The sequence below is a fragment of the Actinacidiphila alni genome (assembly GCF_900112845.1).
Classification (GTDB): Bacteria; Actinomycetota; Actinomycetes; order Streptomycetales; family Streptomycetaceae; genus Actinacidiphila; species Actinacidiphila alni.
Genome location: NZ_FONG01000027.1, coordinates 51,011 through 71,345 on the forward strand (window position 1 = coordinate 51,011; position 20,335 = coordinate 71,345).

Consider the following 20,335-nt stretch of genomic DNA (forward strand, 5'->3'; position numbering starts at 1 on the left):
TCGTCGGCTGTCAGGTGTTGCCGGGTGATGGGGTGGTTCCGGAGCCGGCTGCGTCGGGCGGCTCACCGGAGTCGAGGGTGATCGTGTGAGGACGGGCCGCCTGGTGGAGGGTGGTCAGGTATTGGTCGTCTCCCGACCACGGCTGGCGGTGGCGCTGTTTGTGCTGGCCGTTGCGGCAGGTTCCGAGCCAGATGCGGCCGATGCGTTCGATGGCGCGGGCCAGGGCGTCCTGCCACAGGTAGGGGGCTGAGCCTGCGTCGTCGGTGCCGGCGTAGGCGGACTGGTGCCCGGTCCACAGGGCGGTGAGTTCCTCGACGACGGCGCCGTGCAGCCACCAGCACTGGCGGGGCAGTTGGTCGGTGGTCAGTTCGTAGGTGTCGGCGGTCCGGATGACCCAGTGGACGAACTGTGGCCACAGGACGGCGTGTTCGTCGTCCTCCAGGTCCGCCCAGAGCACCGGTGCACCCGCCGGGCGCTCTGCCGTGCCGCCGTCGTCCGGGGTCCCGGCCCGGCCGGGTCCTTCCTCTTCGAGGATCGCGACGCGTTCGTTGAGGAGGACGACCTCTGCGTTGATCTCGGTGAGTTCCGCGAAGATCGCATCGAAGCCGCCTCCTCCGCTCACCATGTCCGTTCGCCGTCCTTGGCGAGGCTGACGCGGCCCCGGGCGACGAGGTCGCGGGCCGCCTGCTGCGCGGCCTTGATCTCCGCGGCCCGGGGGCCTTCGTGGGCGCGGGTGAACGTGACGAGGGTTGCGGGTGTGCGGCGATGGAGCAGCAGGCCGCCGCGCTCGGGCACCATGCGGATCTCCGCCGGTTCCAGGACCGGTCGGCGCCGGATCGAGGTGGATACCGAGATGCGTCCGCCGTCTTCGGAGACGGATTCCACGTCCTCGTCGAATTCACCGGTGAGGGTGCTGTAACCCTTCAGTTCTTCGGGGTCGCTGATGCCGCCGAGGAAGACCTTCACGGTGCTGGAGGCGAACATCTTCCTGACGCCCAGTTGCCCCCAGCGTTCCTCGGCCTGGGCGTAGCCCTGCAGGACGGTCAGGATGAAAATATTCGCGCTGCCGCTGACGCTGAGCAGGCTGGGGATTTCCGGCAGCGGCGCGATGTTGGCCACCTCGTCGAGGAAGCAGCCCAGCGGCGTGTGAAGCCTGCCGTTCGGACTCCGCGCGGCGATGCGTTTGGCCGTGTCGAAAAGGGCCTTGGCGAAGGCCGCATACAGCGGTGCGAGGGCGCTGCCCTCTTCGTCCTCGCCGATCAGGAAGAGTGTTCCCGACTGCGTCAGGTACTGCTCGATGTCGAATACGTCGGTCCCGGGTTCGGGGGCGAAGATCGCCGCCACGTCGTCGTCGAACAGTGCGGTGAAGGACTGCTCGGCGGTGGCCCACGCGGCCGACCGCTCCTCGTCGGCCGCGGCGTGCTGGCCGGCGAGCGCTGCGGCGAGCTGGTGCCGGCCGCGGGCGGCGAGCAGGTCGATCGGCTCCCGGTTGTCCGGGTCCGTGGCCCAGTGCAGGACGTCCAGTGCGGGCCGGCGGTGGAGTGCTGCGGCGTGCAGCCAGCAGGTGATCAGCGTCTTTGCCTTGAGTGCGAAGTATCCGCCGTTTCGCGTGCCTTCTTCGGTTTTGGTCGTGGCGGCGAGGGTCTCCGCGCGTTTGCGGGCGACCCGGTAGTCCTCGCAGCCCGATGTGATCGGCCAGCGGAACGGGTGCGGCCACTGCGACAGGCCCGTCGGGTCGAGGACGTGCACCGGCCCGTGCTTCTCCCGCGCTGCGGCGGTGGCGTAGAGGACGTCGGTCTTGCTGCTGGTGGCGAGGACGGTGCCGTCGAAGTCCAGGATGCCGGGCAGGATGATCTGGGAGGTCTTTCCTTCCCTGGGGGGCGCGACGAGGACGACGCTCTCCTCGATGGTGATCCACAGGTGGATGCGTGACGGATCGGAGCAGCCGAGGTAGACGGCGACGTGGCGGACCGTGATGGAGGCGGGGTCCGTCCTGTGGAGGGTGGGCCGCAGGGATGCCGCGCGGGCGAGAGCCTGCTTCTCTCCCATCGCTTTCTGGAGCTGTGCCGATGTGGCCCGGCCGTCGGCGCCGTCCGCGCCGCGGCGGGTGCGCCACCGGTACCAGCGCCAGGCGGCATGTGCCGCGGCGAGTGCGAGCAGCGCGAAGACCGTCCAGAACGGTGCGGGGCCGCCGACGCCGCGTCCCGGCCACACTGCGGCCGGCCGGCCGGGGTGCCGGATGACCGACGTGAGGCCGTTGCCGGCGTCCATCCACCCCACCGAGGCCGGGCGGCCGTGTTGCAGCAGGCCGGACAGCACCGCCGACAGCCACACCAGTCCCGTCATCGCGAATGCCCCTGCCAGGGGAAGCAGCCACAGGGCGTCGCGCCCCAGGCGCAGACGGCCCGCAGCGTTGGGCGTGGCCGGCCGGGGCATCATCGGCGCGTTCCTTTGGCGAGGCGGAACAGCGGCGCCGCGTCTCCCGGTGTCCGGCTGCGGCGCTCGGCCATGGCACGGTTGGTGTCCGTCAGCCGGATCTCGGTGGCGGTCCTGAGGTGTTCGACGAGATTGATGCGCGAGCCGACCTGCCAGATGGCCCGTCCCGGGGCGCACACGTTCGCACCGTCCGCGATGGCCTTCCGTGCCCAGGCCGTCAGCCCGAGATAGTTGGCGGTGATCTCGGCTTCCTCGCGGTCCAGGTGGTACACCACCCGTGTCGCGCTGAGCTTCAGGATCGCTGCTGCTTCGGGAGCTTCGGCCAGGACCAGGTCGGCCAGGTGGTGGAGGATGCCCCAGAACGAGAGGCCGAGGCGGCGGCCGTACCGGATGAGTTCCTCAAAGAGCCGTGCGACGGGCCGGTGGCTGAGGATGTGCCAGGCTTCCTCAACGATCAAGGTCCTCTTGATGCGGTCGCCGGGCTTGATCCAGCCGAACCGTATCCACGGGCCGATCGCCGCCATCAGCAGCGGCATCGCCGCTCCCTCCCGCGGCAGCCGGGTCAGGTCGAACACGATCAGGCGGGCCGTGAGATCGATACCCTCGCTCGTCGGGCCGTCGAACAGTCCCGCCAACTCCCGGCCCGGGCCGCACAGTTCGTCCAGCGCCAGCGCCGCCGGCTGTCCCCACGCGGTCAGCTCCGCAGCGGTGACGGTCTGGCGGCCGAGCAGCGCCTGGCGCGGTGCGGTCAGCGCGGCCAGCACGTCGGACAGCACCACCGGGCGGTTCTGGCTGAGTGCGGCCTGCGCCGCGAGCGCGTGGGCCTCGGTGACGGCGAACTTCGTTCGCGGCGCGAGCGGTCCCGAGATGATCTCCATCATCGAGACGAGCACCTTCAGCTGGTGTTCGGCGGGGATCCGCTCGTCGAGCGGGTTGATGCGCACGCCGTGGCCGGACCCGCCGTAGACGAGCCGGACCGGTGTGATGCCCAGCTCGCTGGCGATCGCGTTCCATTCGCCGGTGCCGTCCTCGCCCTGGGCGTCCAGTACGCAGAACGCCCGTTCCTTGAAGCGGAGTTGGCGCAGGACGTAGGTCTTCTCCAGGGCAGACTTCCCGTGCCCGGACTTGCCGAGCACGAGAACGTGACCGCTGGGCAGTCGGGTACGGGCGTCCGGGTCGTACAGAATGAACGGGTCGTAGATGTACGCCCTTCCGCTGTACGCCTCCCGGCCGATGATGACCCCTCGCGGGTCCATGCCGGCCGCGCCGACGGCCGGGTACAGGCCGCAGGCGTTCGTTGTGGTGGTGCGGATGGACCGGCGGCGGGTCTGGTCCTGTCGTCGCAGCAGTTCGAGCATGGTCAGCGCCGCCCGTCGGCGAGGATGCCGCCTGCGAACGGCAAGGAGTTGGTGATCGCGCGGTGGTGTTCGTGATCGGTCCACTCCAGGCGCAGGCCGCTGCGGGTGGCTGCGTTCCGGACCGTGTCGCAGTCGCGGCGCAGCGCGTCCTTGCTCTCGGAGGTGACGGTGACCCAGCCGACCATGCGGATCCCGGCTGCTCCGTCGGCGATGTCCCGCATGGTGGAGACCGTGGCGCGCTGGTCCTTCTGCTCGCGCGGATCCTCAATCTTGCCTGGGCGCTTGTCCGCCTGGCCGAGTTCGTTGGTGGCATCGGCCATGGCGTCGGAAATGGCCTGGTCAGTGGGGACCAGATCCATCGTGACCGACACGGTGATGATGACGTCCTGGGTGTACAGGAGCAGCGGCGCCAGGAAATTCACGCCGACCGGCAGCACGGGCCACGCCTTGATCCAGGCCGTACGCGAGTACCAGCCCGCGGTGGGCGACTCCCAACTGCGGGAGAGCAGATGCCCGGCGGCCCGGGCGTCGACTTCCGCCGGCCAGGCCGAGACCTGGTCCATGCCGGTGGTGTCGTCGATCCAGTGGCTCGGCGCGTAGGCGTGGTGAAGGTAGGACGCGAGACCCTGTTCGTCGAGGGTGCGCAGCAGCCGGAGTTGACCGCGCGCCAGACTCCGGACGAACGTCTCGATCTCTTCGCCGAGGACGGCGGCGTATCCCTCGTGAAGACTGGGATAGCGGCGGGCCTCGGCGACAAGATCTGTGGTGTACGGGATGCCCAGAACGAGCAGGAGGCGGCGGTCTTCGGCCGTGACGGCGACCGTACGGATCAATTCGGCGTAGGACTGGTCGAGCCAGGGCGGCGCGGCGGGGTCACGCCGGTCGGCGGCGTCCCTCGCGTGCGCGTTGGGGTCGGTGGGCACCAGCCGCAGGATCCACTGGAGTCGGCAGATGCGGCCGCCTCCGTCTGCCGTCGACCGCAGCAGGAACTCGTACGCCCTGATCAGCGCTTCCTTGTCGCCCACATCCAGACTGCCGAAGTCCCCCATGCCCTCGACCTCGACGACGGCAGTGAACAGCCTCTCGCGCGGCTGCAGAAGAATCGCGATTTCCCCGAACGTAGTCCTGGCGGTGATCCATTCCATGTCGCGAGGCACCCCCGGCGGCACCTCGACTCTCGGCCGGCGCCCGTCGACCCGCCGTCCTGTGTACGGAGCGCGGGAGCGGTAGAGCAGCGAGCCGTCACGCAGCAGCCGGCGGTACGTGCGGCGGATCTCCCACCAGCGCAGGAAGGTCCGGCCCCGGTACGGTGCGAGCGTCATCCACGCGCTCGCGCCTGCCACGGTGAGGAATCCGAAGATCCTCAAGGGCAGACTGGTGACGACGACGGCCACGGCCAGTCCGCATACCAGGCCGCCGCCCAGGACGAGCTGTTCGTCGCCGTCCAGCCTCCGGCCCAGCAGTCCGCGCGGCCTGGGGCGGGGGAAAGAGAATGATCGCGACACCGTTACCTCCTCGGCTCGTTCGCAGGGCTCATGGCGCCGCCACTCCGCCCGCAGCGCCGCCGTCGTCACTCCCGCCGGGATCTGACGGCAAATCAGTGGAACCGCCCGGTACGGCATCTGGGGCGCTCGCAGCGCCGGAAGGCCGTGGCATTGCCCCGGCCGCCTCGCCGCCGGGTGCTGCGCCGCCGTCCCCTCCGTCCCCCCGGTCGTCGCCGCCGGGTTCGGTGCCGGTCGAACGGGTGCCGGGAACAGTGGATTCGTCGTCGCCCGTGGTGGCGGCCTGGGTGCCCCGGGCGGCAGACTCCTTCGCGGCGCCGTCGCCCGTACCGGCCTCGCCGTTCCCAGCGCCCTGGGCGGTCTTACCGCCGACTTCGTCCGCGCCGCCGCTTTCGGCACCCGACGCCTCGTCCTCTTCCTCCTCCGCGCTCCCGCCGCCAGAGGAGGACTTGCCCGTTCCGCCGCCGAGGCGGCCGGCCAGTTCGCGGAAGGTGTCGCCCGCCGCCGCGCCGGCCTCCTTCACGCGGCCCTTGGCCTCGTCGCGGGCCTGGTACATGCCCGCGACCTCATCGCCCATGAGCGGCAGGAACTTCGCGATCTGGAACGGCAGGACGAGTGCCAGCCACATCAACGCGATGGCGGTGAAAACGGTCGCGAATGCCTGCCCGACCGAGGGGCTGCCGTCCGACGCCAGCATGCCCGTCGCCAGAGCGATGGTCGTGAAGGTCACGTATTTGCTCGCGATGATCGCGCCCATGACGCCGACCCACCGCCGTACGTGGCGCCACAGATCACGGTCGACGAGTCCGCTGAAGACGCTTGCTCCGAAGACCAGGCCCGCCAGGATGAGGGCGTTGCGGATGACCATCTCCATCCACACGCCCGCCACCGCCGAGAGCATCGCCATGCCAAGGAACATGACGATCACGTCGCCGCCGGGAATCGACATCAGCACGGCCATGGCCGCGGTCACCGTGACCACCATGCTCGCCGCGTCGCCGGCCGCCGGGGCCAGCATCGCGTTCGCGGCCTGGTCGAACAGCGCGGTCACGATCGCGATCACGGCCGGCGCCAGCGCGGATACGATCACCGAGATCAGCAGGTAGCCGACGGACTCTGTCGCAGCCCGGAGCGGGTCGACCCCCTGGAGCGAGCGTTTCGCCACCGCGATCAGCCACAAGATCACCGTGAGCACCGTCGAGGCTGCGAAAGCCATCGAGTACGTACGGAGAAATCCCGCGTCGTTCCAGTCGATCGTCGTGGTCGACAGCAGAGCCTTGATCAACTCGGTGAAGAGGCTGGTCACCGCATTGTTAACGAACTGGGCGATGTACCCCATGGGGTCACTGAGGAAGTCGACTCCCTTGTTCGTCGCCTCGACGGTCGCACAAACCTTGTCGGCGAACGGGATGTGGCTGCACGACCAGTCGGAGAATCCATTCGCCTGCGCTGGCTGCCCGTACCCGGCGAACACCTGGACCGTGGCGGTCAGGCCCACGATCCACAGGATCCGCAGGCGCAGCCGCTCCAGGCCGTCAGCCGATATACGGGGGCGCATCAAAGTCCCGATCTGCGGTACGGAACTCCTCGGTGGAGGAGGGGCGGGTGCCGTCACCGCCTGTGTCCAGCGGCGTGGGTCCGGGGACCGAACTCACCGTGGTCAGACGCCAGTCGGCGTCTTCCCACTGGAGCGTCAGGGTGTAGGTCGCCCACGACGCCGACACCGGCAGGGGGGCGTCGGCGGCAGTCGCGCCGACCAGGCCGGCCATCCACACATCGACGGTCGCCACCGCAGGGGAGCAGGTAACGGTCCTGGTCCCGAGGGCCGCAGCCCGAGCCACGAGCGTGTCCCGGTTCGCGGCCGTGATGCCCAAGGAGGAGAGCACTTGCTTCATGCCGGTGTCGTCGTTTCGCGTCAGGCTGTCGCGCGCGGAGCGCGCCGCGATCGCGTCGATCACCCGGTGCCGCGTCTCGGCGTCGGTGAAGTACGACGCGGAGGACCGGGCGACCTCGAAGTTCACGGCAGCCCATGTGGCGCCCCCACAGCTATGCGGATACCCCACCGGCACACCGTTGTTGAGCCGCAGCGGCGAGATCGCCGAGTTTCCTCCAGCCCCGGTGTCCGGGGCCGGAACCGTGGACGGAGTACGGACGCCGCCGGGCTCGGGCGTGGTCCTGCCGTCGCCACCTCCAGTACGGACCACAAGCGCGATGATCACCAGAAGCACGAAGGCGACGCCGGCCATCGCGGCGCTGCGCCACCACGGGCGCGTGCCGACGGCAACGTCCCTGTCATCCGGGCCGATGAAACGGGTTCCGCCACGGCCGGCGGCTGGAGGGCGTGGGCTTGGGGCCATGTCAGATCCCCATGCCGTAGACGATCGTGAAGACCGTGCCAAGGCTGGCCACGACAAAAGCTCCGACGAGGGCGCCAGCGAGGTCCTTTTTCCCCTTGGAGACCTGCGCCGTGTCGTGCTCGCGCTCCCCGATCTTCATCGAGAAAGCGGAGACGATCGCGCGGCCCAGCAGCGCCACGAGAACCCCCGCCATGAGCGCCTGGATCACCGTACGCGCAGTGGCGCCAAGAGCGCCGAACGGTCCCCAGTCAGGCGAGAGCCCGTTCACCAGGGAGCCGATGCCGCCGCTCCCGCCGCTTCCACCGGGCTTCGGGCCGTCGACCAGCACACCGATGCTCCCGTCGGCAGCCATCGACAACACGCTGTGCGCAACAGACATCTGCCCCTCCTGCCCCGCTGGATTGGGCACGCGGCAATAGAAGGACACCGTACATATATGAATCCTCATAAACAAGTGTTGATGTCTATCCCCGATGGTCGTGACCTTGCGTCGGCCACGACCCGTCGGCCGCGAGCACGCTCCGCCGACAGCACTGGGGGAACGCTTCGCACCATTCACCCAGCCCGGGGACGGGAAGGAAGGACCAGATCAGTGGACCCGGGGAAGGGGACTGCCCCGCAGGCCCACCTCCGCCCAAGGTTGATCGTCAAGTGGCTTCGAGCACACCGGCACACCCGACCGGGCGTCGCGACTGGTGGCACTCCGTCGAGACATATGCTTTAACAGCAAGACACGACGTAAATGTTCATTGGCGGACTCCATGAAAACTGCTGTCGGTCTCTTCGGGGCGGTCGTCGCCGCTGGCCTGGGACTTCTCGCGCTGTGCGTGCTGGTGGCCTCCGGCACCACAGGCAGAGCCAACGCCCGGACGTGCTCCACGGTCCTCCAGTCGCTTCCACCGGGTTCGGGGGGCGCCGGCCCGCCGGGCGATCCGGTGAAGCTCGGTCGCCGAACGCTGCCCACTCACGGTCAAGTCACTGTTCCGCTCAAGCCCATCGGGCCCCAGCAGACGGCCCGGTGGACCAGGGAGCAGCTCCGCAACGCGACAACGATCACAGCCGTCGCCCGCACTCGGTCCGTACCGCCGCGAGGCGCGGTCATAGCGGTAGCCACAGCGATCCAGGAATCCAGCCTCAACAACCTCGATGACGGCGACCGCGACTCGCTCGGCCTCTTCCAGCAGCGGCCCAGCCAGGGATGGGGCACGCCCGCGCAGCTCACGGATCCCGTGTACGCGACGAACGCCTTCTTCGACGCTCTGCTTAAGATCCGCAACTGGCAGACGATGCCCCTCTCACGGGCCGCCCAAGCAGTCGAGCGAAGTGCCGCACCCGGGGCGTACGCCAAGTGGGAGCAGGCCGCGGGCGCACTCGTGACCACGGCATGGGGCACCTACGCGGTCACGTCGATCACCACCGGATGCGACGACACCGCCACTGCCGATCCGACAGCAGTCCTCACCACCCGCACTCCGAGAAGCCCTTCGCAGGCAATCGCGGCAGCGCGCGCAGAGGCGGGGAGACCGGGCTGGTACCGACGCTGCGACAACTTCGTGGCGCAGGCGTACGGGTACGGCTCCTCCGGCTCGGCGACTGCCGATGTCCACTGGAACCGCCTAGTCGGCGCAGGACTCGCGCACCCGGGAGACGGCAGGCCGCCCCCCGGAGCCCTCCTGTTCTACGACAACCACAATGTCGGCCACGTCGCCCTCTATCTCGGGGGCGACCTGGTCGCAAGCAATGACGTACTCGACACTTTCAGCGGCGAGGGGGCCATTGCCATCGTCCACCGCCGCGAACTCACCAACGGACACTGGCGGCTTCGCTACCGCGGCTGGGCCGAGCCAGCCTTCCCGGACGCAGCCGGCACCAGCACCCTCCCCATACCGAAGGGAATCACATGAAGATCCGGCCGCAACCCACCATTGACGTGCACATAGCCGCCGACGGCATTTGCACCATCGACGGCGAACACTTCGTGCCGCCACCGGGCGCCTCACTGCACGAAGGCGTGCTCGACCACCTCCGCCTCGATGCAGCAGCCCTCGAAACAACCGTCGCCGCCACCATCACCGACAAGCAGGCCAACTACTCCATCGCCATCGTCGTACACCCGGACGGCACGAGCCAGCCCGCGGCTACACCTGACGCCCGCTACACAAAGAAGCGGCCCATTCCATTCAGCCCGGCCGCGTCGCCCGGCCACCGCGCGGTACCGCCCGCACCACGCGCTGAGACGCTGGACCTCAACCGCCCCTACGACAGCCTGCCGGAGCCGCACCGCAGCCGGCTGAAGTCTGCGTGTGAGACCGTAGCTTGCGGCCGCATTGAAGACGCTGTGACCTGCGTCGACGAGATCATCCAGGAATTGTCCCAGACTATGGGATCCCGCCACCCGACCGTCGTCGCAACTGGAGTCGTACGGGGCGACATCGCCCTTACTAACGGCGACTACCTATATGGCTTGCAAATTTGGTCGTTCATCACTCAGGCTTGGCGTGATCGCTTCGGGTCCACCGATCCTGTGATCATCCCGATGCTGGCCAACACGATTTGGTGCTGGGGTCAATTGCCTCAGGCCGACGCTCTGGCAACGGTCGGGATAATCACGTCTCTCATCCAAACGGTCAACGCCCCAGGCTCGGATCAAGCACTCCAGAACGTCCACCGCCGGCATCGACAGCTGACGGCCGTCACACACCAGCAGGAGTAGACGTGAACCCGCGAACGATTCTCCTTCTTCTCCCGTACGCCATGCTCGTGGGTGGCGTCTTGGCTGCCGCGAAGGTAGGCACCGTACCGGGTGGAGCCGTGGCCGCGATTCAGGCTCTCAGTGTCGCAGCGGTCGGACTACTGTGGATCGCGCTCCGCACACGACGCAGCAGTCGCCGATGACCTTCTCGCCAGCTTGGCCGGTACGCCATTCGGCGATTCCCCCACACGGTTCTGCCGCTAACGCTGCCCTACAAGTCGATCATCGCGCCATCACCTAGTAGTCCAGCAGGAGGACGGCGTCTGCTCTCAACGGTCGACGTGCACGAGCTGCCGTCGCTTCACGCTTCGGGCAGCAGGAGTTCGTGGAGAACGTCCCACCGGTAGGCGCCCGGTTCCCGTCGCTGCAGGACCAGAACTGCCCGGTCCACGCGTACCGGCATCGCGGGCAGGCACCGGAGCGCCTCCACCGCCGCCTGGACTGGCCCGGCGTCTTGAACGCGATGCGAGTATGCGATCCCGATGTGCGGGCGCAACCGTGCTGTCGGGCCGAGCCCGCGCAGTCCCGTAGCGCGTACGGCGGTGTCGAGGTACTGGTGGAGGCGTAGGACCGGCGTCCAGGGGGCGAGGCTGTAGCGGACAGCGCCGCGTGAGCCGGCCATGGGGATTGCGTGCGCAGTTGCCGCCGGCGGCAGACCCTTCGCGGAGCATTCGATCAGTTGGGTGAGGTGCTGATCTGTGATGTCTTCAGCGAGTCCGATCCGGCCGAGTGTCAGGTGCAGACCGGTACGGTCGATGGGATCGAATCCCATGCCGGCAAGGGCCTGTTGGCTCTGCTCCGCCTGATCGGCAAGGGCTTTGGTCGCAATGGGGATGAGCCAGTAGTACGCACGCGTCGTGCTGGTCCAGCCCGGCCGGTCCCAGTGGTTGATCATGGTCTTGATACGCCGGAAGGCTTCCCAGTCATGCGTAGCTACCGACTGCGGGCTGTCGGGGTCGGGAGGCGGTGCGGCAGGAAAGGCTGTCGGGTCAACTGCTGGGCCGATCCGCACGTGCTGCCTTTCCCCGGGATATCGATGGGCTCATGGTGGCAGACCATCCGAGGCTGGCGACGTCCGGGGCCGCGGTCCAAGCGCGCAGCACCTCGGTGAAGTCGACGACTGCGGGAAGTCCGGGCCACCGCATGCGCGCGCGTTCGCCGAGTTCGTGCGCACGGGCGACGACGGACAGGATCGGCGGTCCGGCCGACTGCGCAAGGGCCGCGGCACCGAGGGCCATTGCCTCTTCCACGTCCGGGGTGTCCAGGTGGGCGGTCGCGGCGTCGAGGGTGACCAGGGCCCGGCTCCACGGATCTGCCGGTGACCGGGTGATCTGCGAGGCCAGTTGCAGGACGCGGTCTGTTTCGCCCAGCGCCAGGCGGGCGGTGGCGGCGTTGGCGCGGGTTCGGATCACACCGTACGGGTCCAGCGAGATGCACGGCGTCAGTTCGTCAGGGACGTCGTGATGGGCGGACAACTCCTCGGCCCGGCCGAGGGCGCGGTGAGCGGAGGCGCGGTCGCCGAGCCGGGCGAGCGCCCGGGCTTCTCCGTTGGCGAGGAGCCGGATGGCCTGGGCGCGGTTGGGGGCGAGAGCGATTCCGGTGCGCGCTGTGTGCAGGGCCGCTGCGTAGTCGCCGGCGTAGTAGTGCCGCAGGGAGCGGGTGCCGTGGATCCACATCTTCAGATCCAAGTCGTCGGTCTCGGAGGCCAGCGCCATGGCCTCCACGTTGTAGGCGTCGGCCAGCTGCACGCGATCGGCGTTGACCGCCATGTAGGCCAGCAGCGCGGCGGCCTGTCCGGCGAGCTTGAACAACTCCCGTCGCACGGACGGTGGTTGACGGTCTTCCAGCAGGCGCTGGAGCTGACGGCGCAGCCGGACCAGGTCTGGAGCGAGCGCCGACGGCCCCAGGGTGTCGTACCGGGAAACGACAGCCTGAATGGCTGCGGAGAACGCAGGCAGAACGAGTGGATCGGTATTCGTGGTCAGGGTTTCGGCGAGCCGTAACGCCACGTCGGCCGGTGACTCCCAAACCGTCTCCGGCCGTACCGGCGGTGCCGTGGCCAAGGGCGAGATGTCCTCGGGAACGCCAAGTGTGCGCAGGACGTCGCGGATACGGTCGATGTGAGTCAGGCGCCGCGAGTTGGCCTCGATCTGGCTGATGGTGCCCTGGGTCAGGCCCGTCAGTTCCGCGAGCGTGCCCTGGCTGATCCTGGCGGTCTCTCTCACGATACGGAACAGGCGGCCGAAGTCCCACTCCGCCAGCGCCGCGATCACCGCGGGCTGCGACCAGATGCCGACAGGAAGCACGCGGGCCCGGGTGCATGCGCCACACCGCGGCAGGCTGCTGTAGCGGCTCAGGCGCGCACCACAGTCCAGGCACTGGTCGGCCACGGTTTCCCTCCGTGAATCTGCGTCAAGTCCGCGCTGCTCACAGACCCATTCAAAACCCAATGGCCCGATATTACTGAACGAATTGGTTTCGTCACTTGCTTCCCGGAGGCTCTTCCCCCTGAGCGAACGGCGCACCAGGCGCCCCTCCACCCCCAGTCGGCGAAGGTCGCGGTGAATCAGCTCGACAACTCCGCGCGCGCCCGCGCAGCTCCCCCGAGGCGCGGCGAACGCCGTCGCCCTCTTGACGCTTCCCGGTCGGCCAGGAGGGAGCGTCAGGTCCCGGTGACCAGTCGTCGTCTGCCTGCGTTCCCTTTCCCTTCCGCGATGCCCTTCGAGGACCGATGACATCCGACACGCCAACTGCCCATCAGACGCCCTGCCGTGCGCCCCGGCAGTTCATCCGGCTGCCGCTGACTGTCCGCATCCCCAAGCGCCCTGACGGGCTGGTCGCGATATGGGAAAGCACCGCTGCGGTGCTCGCCCCGATCACGGGCCACCTCGACCGCCTACGCACCGTGCTGACCAGGCTGTCGGGGGCACAGGAATGATCACCGCCCGCGCGTTACGTTGCCCACCGGTAGAACGCCTTGCCGTTGTGTTCGGTGAAGCCGAGTCCGGCGTAAAAGGCGAGGGCGGCCGGGTTGTCGCGGTCGGCGGTCCATTCAACACGGGTGCAGCCGAGTGCGGTTGCTTCGTCGCGTACGGCCGTCATCAGCTGTCGGGCCACCCCACGCCGCCGTGCGCCTTCACGGACGAACAGTTCCTTCAGGTACACCGACGCTTCGGCGCCGGCTGCCGGCCACAGCAAGGAGATGGACGCCAGGCCGAGCACGGTGTCACCTTCGCGGGCGAGGAGCACGGTCGCTGCGGGGCCGGGGCCGAAGAGTGCTTGGCGGACCTGTGCCGGGTCTGGCGGGGTGTCCTTGCCGCCGTAATACGCCTCGATCTCGCCGAGTATCGACGCGATGGCCTCGGTGTCATCGGCTGTGGCCCTCTCGATGTGCACGTGCTGCTCCTATTCGGCTCCGGGCCGCATGAGTGCCTGGTCCAGCGCCCGGCGAGCTGTTCCTTCGGGAACCGTACCGGCCACCTGCTGGGCACGGTAGATGATCAGCGCGGACCGGTGAGCGGCAGGGAGACCGAGCACGGTCTGTCTGGCGAGGTCGGCGGCGGCTTCCGGGTCGCGGTCGGCGACGTGGCAGGCTGCCAGGTCGAGCTGGATCAGCGCCCGGTCGGTGAAGTCGCTGTCGGGGTACAGCTGCACGGCGCGGCCCAGCTCGTCCCGGGCGCGGGCGGTGTCGGCGAGGCTCGTCCAGGCGTCGCCGGCGTGGAAGTGCCAGTGCGCGTCGGTGTAGCCGAGGGCGCTTGCGATTTGCTGGGCGGGGTCGAGGCGGTCGAGCGCGGTCCGTCCGGCGGCGAGAGCAGCCGCGGCGCGGTCGTGCCGCCCGAGGACGGCGTGGGCACGTGCTTCCAAAGGTGCGGCGAGGGCGGGTCCGACGCAGGGCAGGCCGCCGACGACGTATTGGGCGTGTCCGGCCAGTTCGAGGGCGCCCCTGAGGTCGCCGTCGTAGTAGAGCTGATACGCCTGCTGCGCGTATATCCAGCTCAGCGTCGCCCGGTCCTCGGCGGCGTTGGCGGCGGCGCGTCCGGTCCTCCACCAGTCGCGTGCCCCCGGGTCTCCCGTCTTGAGCAGGGTGAGCGCGATCAGCCCGGCGAGCTGTGCCAGGCATGTCGTCAGGCGGCGCCGGGCCTGGGGCGTATGGCGGTGGTTGAGGATGCGCTGCAGGTCGGCGATGTCGCTCAGCAGGTCGGGGAGAAGTTCGGACTCGGGCCGCCAGCGGGTGCTCTTCCCGTGCAGCGCGACGGTGTACTCCCAGTCCCGGATGCCGGCGTCCGTCATCGGGCCCGCTGCCGTCAACGCCTCGGAGATGCTGCGGTGCAGCACGTCCGCCTGGGCGCCGATGGGCGTCGGAGCGTGCTTCGCGGCCAGGGCGATGAGTTCACCGTCGGCGCCCAGGGCCCGGTCGAGCGCTTCGGCGATTGCCGGGGTGGGCAGCCGTTGGCGCGCTTCCATGGCGCTGATGTGGGTCTTGCTGACAGCTGCGAGGTCCGCGACGGCGCGAACCGAACGGTTCGCACGCAGCCGTCGCAGCGCTGCGCTGAAGTCCTCGTCGGTGCTCACGGCACCCCCACCGTGTCCCGCGTGTCCCCAGGGCTGGGGACACCCGGGGACACGTTCCCTCTGTGGCTGACCCGCCACACCGGTAACGCTAGTTGCCTACCGCGATCACTCGCAGCGACTCCGTCGAAGTCGCTGGTTCCCGTCGACTTGTGCCGAGGTCTGTGATGTCCCGTCGAGCTGGTTCCGTCCGTCACCGCGTCGAGCCCGCGTCTGCCGGCCCTGTCCCCGGGGATGCCGGGCCGGTGTCCGACGCTGCGGTGCGCTTGGGCCGCCGGGTGGCAGGTCCGGTCCTGGCGTGGGCGGCTGTTCCCGGGCTGGTGTGGGCCGGTTCGGCGGCAGTCGGGCATGCCGTCGGCGCGCCGGTGGCCCTCGCCGTGACTGCGGCCGGGTTGGCGGGGGCGGGTGTTGCTGTGCGGCGGAGCGTCCGCGCGATTGCGGCACTGCTGGCCAGTGAGGCCGGCCGGCGCTCGGCCGCGGACGCCGCGGAGGTGACCGCGCTCGTCGAGCGGACCGCGAACGTCTGGCGGGGGGCCGGCCAGACGCTGGCGGACAGCGCGGGGCTGCTGCGCGATGCCCGTGCCGCGCTGGCCGCCGAGCGCGCCGCCTTGGCCGCGCGGGGCACAGCGCGCGACGAGGAGTACGGGCGGCTCGTCGACCAGTGGTTGTGGTTCTACCAGCAGTTGGTCGCCGGGACCGTTGACGAAGTCGGCGAGCTGCTCGCGGGAATCCGCAGGGGGCGTGTACCCGCCCGGCCCCCGTTTCCCGCTCTTCCCGCCGACCAGTACGGGCGGTTCGGCGACGTCCACCGCGACTTGACGCTGCTCGGCCACACGGTCCGGGACTCCCTGGCACAGGCGGCAGCGGTCAATACCGACACCGCGGGTGCGGAGCTGCAGGTCTTCGCGAGCTTCGCGCGGCGTCTGCATTCGGCGGCCAACCGCATGATGGTCGAACTCCAGGGGCTGGAGAACATCACCGAGAATCCGGCGGGCCTGCGGATGGTGCTGGCCACTGACCACCGGGCCAACCTGATCCGCCGGGACGCCGACTCGATTTTGGTGCTGGCCGGCGGTGAACTCCCGCAGCACAGCGGGCCGGGAGCGCTCGGCACGGTCCTGCGGCAGGCCAATTCCGAGACAGAGCACTTCAGCCGGGTGGACATCGTTGCGATTGCCGGTGTGGAGGTCGTCCCCTACCTCCGCCCGTCGCTGATCCACATCATTGCCGCACTGCTGGAGAACGGAACGCGCTTCAGCGGGGACAACGTCGAGGTCGGAGGCACTGTCACATCGGCCGGTCTGGTGATCTCCGTCGTCGACCGCGGGCTGGGCATGCCGCCGGACGATCTCCTGGCGAACAACGCCCTGCTGGCCGACCCAGATCCCGTCGTGGTCCGCGACCGGCTGACCGAGGGGCGGATCGGCCTGGTGGTGTGCGCGAAGCTGGCCGCCCGGTTCGGGCTGTCGATCGTCCTGTTCCCGTGCGGCGAGCGCGGCACCCGGGCGGAGGTGACCGTGCCCGCCAAGCTCCTCCTGCAGCCCGCCGACGAACCACCCGCCATGCCCGCCGCCCAGCACACCGGCCTGGACGCCGGGGGTATCCGCCCCGTCCCCCGGCCGACGGGACCGGCGCCAAGACCCCCGGTGCCGGCCGAGGTTTCGCCGGCGCCGCCGCCCGGCGGCCCGCTGCCGGAGCACCGCCGCGCATCGGCCCCGACCGAAGGCGGGGGGACGCGCCCGCACCTTCCGCGGCGCCGGCGGTCGCAGCCCGCCGATACCGCCGCAGCCGTGCACACCGCCCCCTCCGATACGGGCGAGATCGCCCCCGGGCTGATCGGCGCCTTCCTCGCCGGAACCCAGGAGGGCGCAGCCAGCACGCCGTCCCGGGGTGCCGTGCCCGATCCGGAACGACCGTGACCCAGCCCCGTCCTGCCGGTGCCGTCCCCATCGCAGCGGCGACGCCCCGATCCGACCGCGTGGAGAACCCCGTGCATATCGCAGAGCAGCATCCGGCCGCTGTCGACGAGTCGACCGCCGATCTCACCTGGCTCCTGGACAACTTCCGCAGCCGCACCAGCGGGGTGACCGCCGCCATCCTGGCCACCACCGACGGCCTGATGAAGGCCATGTCCGGCCTGGGGCGCGACGACGCCGACCGCCTCGCGGCGGTGGGCGCCGGCATGCACTCCGTCGCGCTCGGCATGCGGGCCGTCGTGGGAGGCGACGACGACGAAGTGCTGCGGCAGGCGCTCTACGACACCTCCAGCCGGAGGACGTTCGTGATGGCCGCAGCCGAAGGAACACTGCTGATCGTCGTCAGCACCCAAGAGACCAACCCCACGATCGTCGGCCATGAAATGGCCACGCTCGTGCGCAGCGTCAGGTCGCACCTGGCAACCCCCGCACGCGACGCCATCGAGGAAGGCGGCGTCGCCCGCCACCCTTTCCCCGGCATCGCCGACGGTGGTGAGCGGTGAGATGGCCGTCCCGACCAGCCGCAACCCGGCCGCCGTAGCCGAGCCGATCCCGCGCGAACCACGGACCTACGCCATCACCCGCGGGCGGGTGCAGACCACGCGTGACCTGCGCCTGGAAGCCCAGCTCGTGCCCGGCCGTCACACCGCCCGGCGACCGGTCTCGGCCGAGGAGGCACAGATCCTTGCCGCCTGCTCCATCCGGAGCATCTCCGTCGCCGAGGCCGCCCACACGATCGGCCGCCCGGTGTGGGCCGCACGCGTCCTGGTCTCCGACCTGCTGGACACAGGCGCCCTGGCCATGCCGGCCGCCGCGCCCGCCCCCGGCCGCGACCCGGCCGTCCTGCGCCGGGTCCTGGCCGGACTGGACGCACTGGACCGGCAGCCGTGATCAAGGAAGGACGCACCGTGCAGCAGGCCGCACGGCCCACCTCGACCGCGGTCAAGATCCTCGTCGCCGGGGCCCTCGCCGTCGGGAAGACCACGCTGGTCGCCTCCGTCTCCGAGATCCGGCCGCTGACCACGGAGGAGAAGCTCACCGTCGCCAGCGCCGCCACCGACGACCTGACCGGTGTGGAGTCGAAGGCGACCACCACGGTCGCCTTCGACTTCGGGCGCATCACCTTCGGCGGACCCGATGACCTGCTGACGCTGTACGTGTTCGGCACCCCCGGCCAGGAACGGTTCACCTACCTGTGGGACGGCCTGGCCGCAGGGGCGATCGGAGCGGTCGTCCTGGCCGACACCCGGCGCCTTGAGGACAGCTTCGCGTGCCTGGACTACTTCGAGGCACGCCGCCTGCCCTTCATCGTCGCCGTCAACGAATTCGACGGCGCCGACCGCTACCACGTCGACGAGGTCCGCGACGCCCTGGAGCTGAAGCCGCGCGTGCCCGTCGTGCTCTGCGACGCCCGCTCGCGGACCTCGGCCACCGCCACGCTGTCCGCCCTCGTGCGCCACGCCCTGCACAGCCTCCCGCACGCCGCCCCCTCGCCCCTTGGAGCCCCCGCGTGACCACCTACGATCCCGGCATCGGCGCGCGCGTGTTCTCGCCCGACCCCGACGACGACCGGCGCGCCGCGCTGCTCCGCGAGCTTGGCCTGGACGTCGATGCCGACCCGGAATGCGACGAGATCGCCACCGACCTCGGCGAAAAGGCCGCCCAGCCGTGGGCCATGGTCAACTTCTTCACCAAGGACAAGCAGCACTTCGCCGGCCTGTATGTCGCCGCCGGCGCCCCGCCCGTGGACCGGACCATGGCCCGCAATCACGGTTTCTGCCCCGGCGTCGTCAACCGCCCGGTCGCGATGGTCCTGCCCGACGTCTGCGCACACCCCCACTTCAGGTCGAATGTCGTCGTCGACCAGCTCGGGGTGCGCACCTACAGCGGATCCCCGCTGAGAGTGCCCGAGTTCGGCCTGTCGCTCGGCACCGTCTGCTTCATCGGCCCCGAGCAGCTCCCCGAAGAGACCGCAGACCCCAACCTCCTCCTGGTCAACGCCATCCGCGACGAGGTGGTGGGCATCATCCGGGACCGCGCCCGCGCCACCGGCCTCATCACCTGACGCACCGCCACCAACTCTGTTGCTGCCGACCATCTGGAGGAGGACACCGGTGACCGCAGCCGTCACAGCACACCCCGCCGACCCGCACGAGCGTCTCCGCAGCGTCGTACGGGACTTCGCCCGCACCTGGATCGCCCCGCACGTCACCCGCCTCGAACAGGACCAGACGGTGGAGCACGATCTGCCCCGGCTGATCGCCGCCCAGGGCTGGATCGGCGCCACGATCGACCCCGCCTACGGCGGCATGGGCGCCGGCCACGAGGCCAAGACCGTGATCGTCGAGGAGATCTCGCGGGTCAGCGCCGCCATGGGAGCCGCCGCCCAGGCGTCCCAGCTCGGCCTGGCCAAGATCATCCACTTCGGCACCGTCGAGCAGCAGCGCGAGTGGCTGCCGCGGATCGCGGACGGCACGGTCCTGCCCACCATCGCGGTCACCGAGCCCGGCAGCGGTGGACACGTCCTGGGCATGCAGGCCACCGGCCGCAGGAAGGGGCGCGACTACGTCCTGACCGGACGCAAGGTCTTCGTCGGCAACAGCGCCATCGGCGACGTCCACGGCGTGGTCGTCCGCACCGGCAAGGGCAGCAAGGGACTGACGGCGTTCCTGGTGGAATCCGGGCGCACCGGCCTGACGGTGTCGCCCCACCGTCCCGCGCTCGGCCTGCACGGATTCTCCTTCGGAGAACTCGTCCTGGACGAATGCCGCGTGCCGGCCGCCAACATGATCGGCGAGCCGGGCGACGGCCTGGCCGTCGCCTACTCCTCCAGCACCCTGTACGGGCGGCCCAACCTGACCGCGGTCGCGCTCGGCCTCCACCAGGCGATCTACGACACCACCACGGAATTCGCCCGCTCCCGCACCCGCTACGGCAAGCCGCTGGCGAAACTCCCCACGATCCGGGCCAAGCTCGGCGAACTGCGGTCCCACCTGCTGACCGCCCGCACCCTGGCCTACCACGCCGTCCGCCTCCTGGACGCCGGCCGGCCCTGCGACGACGACCTGATCAACGCCAAGCACGTCACCACCGAACTCCTCCAGGACTCCGCGCGCACCGCCATGAACATATGGGCCGCCGCCGGACTGCTCACCGAACACCCCGTCCAGCGCTACGTCCGCGACGCCCTCCACATGTTCCCGCCCGCCGGGACCGGCGACATCCAGCTCCTGCGGCTCGGCGAAACCGCCTCCGGCGTCACCCACCCGCAATGGTCGGCCCGCTTCCCCGGCACCGCGCACACCCATCCCGACGTCCGCTCCGCACCGGCCGCCTGACCAGCCCACGCCCGCAGACCCGGCCGCCGCAACCACCCCTTCACCGT

The 20,335-nt window shown here is 69.9% G+C and carries 19 protein-coding genes; 8 read left to right on the top strand and 11 right to left on the bottom strand.

Features of this window, described 5'->3' with window-relative positions:
• Positions 1–10 precede the first annotated feature (10 nt).
• From BM076_RS31735 to BM076_RS37765, 7 genes are all read right to left on the bottom strand, one after another.
• Positions 11–625: a hypothetical protein gene (locus tag BM076_RS31735; protein ID WP_093717208.1), complete on the bottom strand. Its 615-nt coding sequence runs from the start codon at positions 623–625 to the stop codon at positions 11–13.
• Positions 619–2,439: a type IV secretory system conjugative DNA transfer family protein gene (locus BM076_RS31740; RefSeq protein ID WP_093717209.1), complete on the bottom strand. Its 1,821-nt coding sequence runs from the start codon at positions 2,437–2,439 to the stop codon at positions 619–621. The genes BM076_RS31735 and BM076_RS31740 overlap by 7 nt, the downstream gene beginning before the upstream one ends.
• Positions 2,436–3,794: an ATP/GTP-binding protein gene (locus tag BM076_RS31745; protein WP_093717210.1), complete on the bottom strand. Its 1,359-nt coding sequence runs from the start codon at positions 3,792–3,794 to the stop codon at positions 2,436–2,438. Before BM076_RS31745 ends, BM076_RS31740 begins: the two co-directional genes overlap by 4 nt.
• Positions 3,795–3,796: 2 nt before the next feature.
• Positions 3,797–5,299, bottom strand: coding sequence for an SCO6880 family protein (locus BM076_RS31750; protein WP_245796575.1), 1,503 nt, complete (start codon positions 5,297–5,299; stop codon positions 3,797–3,799).
• Between the two features lie 28 nt (positions 5,300–5,327).
• Positions 5,328–6,794, bottom strand: coding sequence for a hypothetical protein (locus tag BM076_RS31755; protein ID WP_143120694.1), 1,467 nt, complete (start codon positions 6,792–6,794; stop codon positions 5,328–5,330).
• Positions 6,795–6,831: 37 nt separating this feature from the next.
• Positions 6,832–7,542, bottom strand: a complete 711-nt coding sequence (locus BM076_RS31760; protein WP_245796576.1) for a hypothetical protein — start codon at positions 7,540–7,542, stop codon at positions 6,832–6,834.
• A 112-nt stretch (positions 7,543–7,654) separates the two neighbouring features.
• A complete protein-coding gene (locus BM076_RS37765; protein ID WP_245796577.1) occupies positions 7,655–8,032 on the bottom strand; it encodes a hypothetical protein in 378 nt (125 codons plus the stop codon).
• A gap of 382 nt (positions 8,033–8,414) precedes the next feature.
• Here BM076_RS37765 and BM076_RS37770 point away from each other — a divergent pair, with 382 nt between their 5' ends.
• Both BM076_RS37770 and BM076_RS31775 read left to right on the top strand, forming a co-directional pair.
• Positions 8,415–9,557, top strand: coding sequence for a C40 family peptidase (locus BM076_RS37770; RefSeq protein ID WP_245796578.1), 1,143 nt, complete (start codon positions 8,415–8,417; stop codon positions 9,555–9,557).
• The gene (locus BM076_RS31775; protein ID WP_093717212.1) at positions 9,554–10,366 is read left to right on the top strand and encodes a hypothetical protein; all 813 of its coding nucleotides are present in this window, start codon (positions 9,554–9,556) and stop codon (positions 10,364–10,366) included. The genes BM076_RS37770 and BM076_RS31775 overlap by 4 nt, the downstream gene beginning before the upstream one ends.
• A 340-nt stretch (positions 10,367–10,706) precedes the next feature.
• On the opposite strand, the gene BM076_RS31780 is transcribed toward BM076_RS31775, so the two are convergent.
• The 4 genes from BM076_RS31780 to BM076_RS31800 all read right to left on the bottom strand — a co-directional run bounded on the left by BM076_RS31780 (position 10,707) and on the right by BM076_RS31800 (position 14,977).
• Positions 10,707–11,300 (bottom strand): 2'-5' RNA ligase family protein, encoded by a 594-nt coding sequence (locus tag BM076_RS31780; RefSeq protein WP_093717213.1) that lies wholly within the window; start codon positions 11,298–11,300, stop codon positions 10,707–10,709.
• A gap of 94 nt (positions 11,301–11,394) precedes the next feature.
• Positions 11,395–12,795: a helix-turn-helix domain-containing protein gene (locus BM076_RS31785; RefSeq protein WP_177246704.1), complete on the bottom strand. Its 1,401-nt coding sequence runs from the start codon at positions 12,793–12,795 to the stop codon at positions 11,395–11,397.
• 562 nt (positions 12,796–13,357) lie between these two features.
• Positions 13,358–13,801 (bottom strand): GNAT family N-acetyltransferase, encoded by a 444-nt coding sequence (locus BM076_RS31795; protein WP_093717216.1) that lies wholly within the window; start codon positions 13,799–13,801, stop codon positions 13,358–13,360.
• A 9-nt stretch (positions 13,802–13,810) separates the two neighbouring features.
• On the bottom strand, positions 13,811–14,977 hold the full coding sequence (locus BM076_RS31800; protein WP_177246705.1) for a helix-turn-helix domain-containing protein: 1,167 nt from the start codon (positions 14,975–14,977) through the stop codon (positions 13,811–13,813).
• Between the two features lie 242 nt (positions 14,978–15,219).
• Between BM076_RS31800 and BM076_RS35860 the strand changes: the two genes are divergently transcribed.
• From BM076_RS35860 to BM076_RS31825, 6 genes are all read left to right on the top strand, one after another.
• Positions 15,220–16,893 carry an ATP-binding protein gene (locus tag BM076_RS35860; RefSeq protein WP_177246706.1) on the top strand — a complete coding sequence of 558 codons (1,674 nt, stop codon included), beginning with the start codon at positions 15,220–15,222 and terminating at the stop codon, positions 16,891–16,893.
• Positions 16,894–16,964: 71 nt separating this feature from the next.
• Complete coding sequence (locus BM076_RS31805; RefSeq protein ID WP_177246707.1) at positions 16,965–17,453, top strand: roadblock/LC7 domain-containing protein; 489 nt, start codon at positions 16,965–16,967, stop codon at positions 17,451–17,453.
• 1 nt (position 17,454) lies between these two features.
• Complete coding sequence (locus BM076_RS31810; protein ID WP_177246708.1) at positions 17,455–17,841, top strand: DUF742 domain-containing protein; 387 nt, start codon at positions 17,455–17,457, stop codon at positions 17,839–17,841.
• On the top strand, positions 17,838–18,464 hold the full coding sequence (locus BM076_RS31815; RefSeq protein WP_093717219.1) for a GTP-binding protein: 627 nt from the start codon (positions 17,838–17,840) through the stop codon (positions 18,462–18,464). Before BM076_RS31810 ends, BM076_RS31815 begins: the two co-directional genes overlap by 4 nt.
• Positions 18,461–19,015 (top strand): GAF domain-containing protein, encoded by a 555-nt coding sequence (locus BM076_RS31820; protein WP_245796579.1) that lies wholly within the window; start codon positions 18,461–18,463, stop codon positions 19,013–19,015. The genes BM076_RS31815 and BM076_RS31820 overlap by 4 nt, the downstream gene beginning before the upstream one ends.
• Positions 19,016–19,064: 49 nt before the next feature.
• The gene (locus BM076_RS31825) at positions 19,065–20,288 is read left to right on the top strand and encodes an acyl-CoA dehydrogenase family protein (protein WP_093717220.1); all 1,224 of its coding nucleotides are present in this window, start codon (positions 19,065–19,067) and stop codon (positions 20,286–20,288) included.
• Positions 20,289–20,335: the final 47 nt, after the last annotated feature.